General features: G+C 42.5%; 7 protein-coding genes. 4 read left to right on the plus strand and 3 right to left on the minus strand.

Annotation, left to right across the window (positions count from 1 at the left end):
- The 4 genes from AAFP11_RS29960 to AAFP11_RS29975 form a co-directional block, all read left to right on the plus strand.
- On the plus strand, positions 1 to 837 hold an 837-nt coding region (locus AAFP11_RS29960; RefSeq protein WP_341740274.1), incomplete at its 5' end, for an ATP-binding protein.
- Entirely contained in the window at positions 837 to 1,136 is a 300-nt protein-coding gene (locus AAFP11_RS29965; RefSeq protein ID WP_341740275.1) for a hypothetical protein, read from the plus strand. The genes AAFP11_RS29960 and AAFP11_RS29965, both read left to right, overlap by 1 nt.
- A 188-nt stretch (positions 1,137 to 1,324) precedes the next feature.
- Complete coding sequence (locus AAFP11_RS29970; RefSeq protein ID WP_293150304.1) at positions 1,325 to 1,600, plus strand: CopG family transcriptional regulator; 276 nt, start codon at positions 1,325 to 1,327, stop codon at positions 1,598 to 1,600.
- A complete protein-coding gene (locus tag AAFP11_RS29975) occupies positions 1,597 to 1,959 on the plus strand; it encodes a type II toxin-antitoxin system PemK/MazF family toxin (protein ID WP_293338289.1) in 363 nt (120 codons plus the stop codon). The genes AAFP11_RS29970 and AAFP11_RS29975 overlap by 4 nt, the downstream gene beginning before the upstream one ends.
- Positions 1,960 to 2,055: 96 nt before the next feature.
- Here AAFP11_RS29975 and AAFP11_RS29980 read toward each other — a convergent pair whose 3' ends face one another.
- The 3 genes from AAFP11_RS29980 to AAFP11_RS29990 are packed head-to-tail and all read right to left on the minus strand — an operon-like array spanning position 2,056 to position 3,710.
- Positions 2,056 to 2,532, minus strand: a complete 477-nt coding sequence (locus AAFP11_RS29980) for a DUF2656 domain-containing protein (protein ID WP_341737563.1) — start codon at positions 2,530 to 2,532, stop codon at positions 2,056 to 2,058.
- A gap of 8 nt (positions 2,533 to 2,540) precedes the next feature.
- A complete protein-coding gene (locus tag AAFP11_RS29985) occupies positions 2,541 to 3,422 on the minus strand; it encodes a HEAT repeat domain-containing protein (protein ID WP_341737564.1) in 882 nt (293 codons plus the stop codon).
- 9 nt (positions 3,423 to 3,431) lie between these two features.
- The gene (locus AAFP11_RS29990; RefSeq protein WP_341737565.1) at positions 3,432 to 3,710 is read right to left on the minus strand and encodes a hypothetical protein; all 279 of its coding nucleotides are present in this window, start codon (positions 3,708 to 3,710) and stop codon (positions 3,432 to 3,434) included.
- Between the last annotated feature and the right edge of the window lie 204 nt (positions 3,711 to 3,914).

The following is a 3,914-nucleotide window of genomic DNA, read 5'->3' on the forward strand; positions in this document are numbered from 1 at the left end:
TTTGCCGAAATTATTCCTCGTCCTTTTATCGCTAGTGCAGAACGAACTGGTGCAGCTATTTTTCGCAAAGAGTTGAATTTTGCCCGCAATAGATTGCTTGAACAAATGGGTCAAGGCAATAATAAGATCCATCCAATGGAGCTCTTATTTAAGGCTTATCAGGACTACGCTTTGCCAATCAAGACAAACGTTGACTTTACGAGGGAACTGGAAACCATTGTCAAGAAAAGCAGTTTTATTGCGGAAAACCATCCTGATATACTGGCAGATTTTGCTGATATAATCGGCGGTCAATACACCGTTACTCGTAATGATGAACTTTATTATGAGCCAAATGGTAAAAGGCTCAAGCTTTCTATGGATGAAAGTTCTAGTGCTGTACGTTCTCTATTAGCCATCGGTTTTTACCTCAAACATGAGGCTCAAATTGGCGATTTATTGATGATAGATGAACCAGAATTGAATCTACATCCTGAAAACCAGCGCCGCGTCGCACGGCTATTTGCCAGACTCGTAAATCTGGGTATTAAAGTTTTTATCACTACCCACAGTGATTATATTATCAAAGAATTGAATACATTGATTATGCTTAACCATGATAAACCTCATCTGAAGCGAATTGCTGAAGAAGAAGGTTATAGGGAAGTAGAACTAATTTCGTCTAACAAAATAAAGGTTTATATTGCGGAAGAGACAGGGAAGACAAAAACAAATAAATGTCAAACTCTTACACCAGCCGATATCGACCCAGAAATGGGTATTGAAGCCCGCAGTTTTGATACAACCATTGAAACGATGAATAGGATTCAGGAATCGATTGTCTGGGGTGAGGATTGATGTCTGATATTGCTATCCTCAAAGAGATGATTCAGGAAAGTGCTACAGTGCCATTGGAAGATAGCTACGGTAAAGGTAAAAAGCAAGTTATACTAAAAGAACCTCCGCCTGCTGATTATTCTGTTGAATATCGTTTTATCAGTATCGGTCATATTAGCATTTCCAAAGGAAAAACCCGCAATAATCGCTCAACTGAGACTAATGACCGTTTAACTGAGATTCACAATCGTCCTGATAAGATGCTGGAAATTAGTAGACCCAATAAACTTCAATTCAATCATTTAATCTACGGGAGATAGATAGTGTGGTGAACTTCAAAATCAGCGCTTCGGGACTTAGCTTTTACTTTCCAAACAACTTTTACCTTTTACCCCTTTCTCCTTTCAACCTTAAAACATCCTCGATCGCCTAATCCATCACTATTTTGAAAAAAAGAGTTAAGATAGATATCTAGAGAACATTCAGGTTTCATTTAGGAGTGATTTTCATGTCTAATCCTACAATTGAAGCAAAAATCAGTCTCCCTGCTAATTTACTAGAAGCGACTGATAAAGCAGTAAACCAGGGAAAAGCCAAGAGTCGTGATGAATTTATTATGCGGGCTATTTGTCGAGAATTAGCAGCGCTGAAACGAGCTGAAATTGATGAAGCACTAGCAGAAATGACAAGCGATCCAGAATATCAAGCTGAAGTTTTACAGATGGAGGCTGAATTTGCTACAGCTTCTTGGGAGGCTTTTAAATTAGCGGAGTCTCAAGAATGAAAAGAGGAGAGGTTTATTTAGCTCGTCTCGATCCTGTGGAAGGTTCTGAACAAGGGGGAAATCGTCCGGTGATTATAGTCAGTCGCGACGTAATTAATGCTAGTAGTCCAGTCGTTTTGGCAGTTCCCTGTACCACTTATCAACAAAACAAGCGCATTTTTCCATCTCAGGTTTTGATTAAAGCTCCTGATGGAGGATTAGAAAGGGATTCAATTGTTAAAGCGGATCAAGTGCGGGTATTGGCAAAAACTAGACTTTTGCAAATGCTGGGAAAGCTTTCAGAGGCAAAAATTGCCGAACTTAATCGCGCTTTAATGATTGCTTTAGATTTACCAGGACAAGATGATGAGGAAAGTTGAAAAATGGCAGACTAAGTATCGAGTGACGTTTGGTTGTTGTTTCAACAGTATCAATCAAAAAGATATCACGGCTGGTTAACTCAGCCTTTTATCCTTTTACCCTTTTCTCCTTTCAACCTTAAAAACATCCTCAATACTTTTCCCAGCCGTTTTATCCTCCCAGCCCATCGCCATCAAGAAACTATCAGCAGACGGAGTTTCCACCACATCAACCCCCCATTCTCCCGTTTGTAGCGCTTCAGCATCGCTACTCAATGGCGGAGTCTTCTTCAACCCTGCTAAAATCAAAATATCAGGAAAAGAATCATCCGCTTTCCCTTGACTCATCCGCCGATTCACCAAAGCTTCAGCGCAAAATTCCCCAACTTGAGGCGGAGCAAAATCATTAGTAGAAAATAAAACTTCTACCATCCAATGAGCATGATTTAATTGACGACACTTAATCTCAGGATATTGGCTTAAACCATCAACAAATACCAGGGTCAAATCTTCCCGACTCAAGGGCCCAAAAACACCTTCTGGCATATCAAAATTATGAGAAAGCAACATCCGCCCGGTTCCAGATTCAGTCATGTTTTTAATTACTTAATTTGAGAAATTGCCAACTTAATCACACCTTGAATCGCCACTTCCGATTCCTTAGCTAATGCAGCTTGTAGTGGTTCGATCGCACTTCGATCGCCTACTTTCATCAAAGACAAGGCCGCCGCCCTGCGAGTTTCCCCATCACCACCATCCAGCAACTCAATCAGGTTGGGGATTGCAGGCTTATAGGCGAGATTTCCCAAAGCAGCCGCCGCCTCACAACGCACATCAACATCCACATCCGTTAGAGACTTAACCAAAATCTCGAATAACTCCGGCTTCGGTTCTTCCTGTGCAACTTTGGCGATCGCACCAACCACCGCACCACGCACCACAGACGAATCAGAGGCGATCGCCTGATACAAATACTCCTTCGCCCCCGCCCCAATAAACGCCAACGCCCAAGCCGCATGACCGATCGTACTTTCCGGCAAATCCTTCGTGCCCAAAATATCCAACAAAGCCTGCACAGATGGCTCCCCAATCCTCGCCAGCGCCCCAATTGACGAACCCTTAACCACTGTATCCTGATCATTCAATAAGGCATGAATTAGATGAGGAACCGCCGTCGGATCAGCAATCAAAGTCAGAGTTTTAGCAGCCGCACGTCGCACAACTGGATTAGGATGATTTGCCAAACCATCCAACAAAACAGGAGTCGCAGCTTCACCAATTTCAGCCAAAGTTTCCGCGAAACGCAGTCGAGTCATCCCCCGCGAATCTCCCATACATTCAACCAACCGCTTCAAAACCTCAGAATCATCAGGATTGAAAGTATCTAAATCTATTTGTTCAGTAACTTCCCGCAGAAAAGCATCTGCTTTTGCATGAGCCAATACAATTGGATCGTCCTGAGATTGAGCACTAGAATTGACCATAATTGTCACCTAATTATTAGTAGTTATAGCAGCCAATTGAGCGCGAAGACTCTCAAGTCCAGCATCAATTTTAGCAAGTTCCGGCTCAATTTTAGCCAGGGCTGGTTTCTGGGGTAGCTTTGCCTTTTGTGCCGCTGCGATTGTTTCAGTCACCAAACGTTCCCGATACCGCTCAAATTCGGCAATCACTTCCACCAATTCTTCAGCATCTGTCTCAGTCGAATTTTCGGTTGAATCTTCGGCAGATTCATCACGATCAGATGGTGTAACTTCTTCGTTTTCAGACATAGTTTTGATAGTTTGATAACACGTAAAAAAATTAGGCGATCGTGTTTAGTTAAGCAAATTAAATTGCCGTAGGGGCGGGTTTTACAAACAATAATTGCCCAAGACCAATAATCTCATAAACCCGCCCCCGCCAAATTGCCGTAGGGGCGGGTTTTACAAACAATAATTGCCCAAGACCAATAATCTCATAAACCCGCCCCCGCC

It is taken from the genome of Microcoleus sp. CAWBG640 (genome assembly GCF_020883015.1).
Lineage (GTDB): Bacteria > Cyanobacteriota > Cyanobacteriia > Cyanobacteriales > Microcoleaceae > Microcoleus > Microcoleus anatoxicus.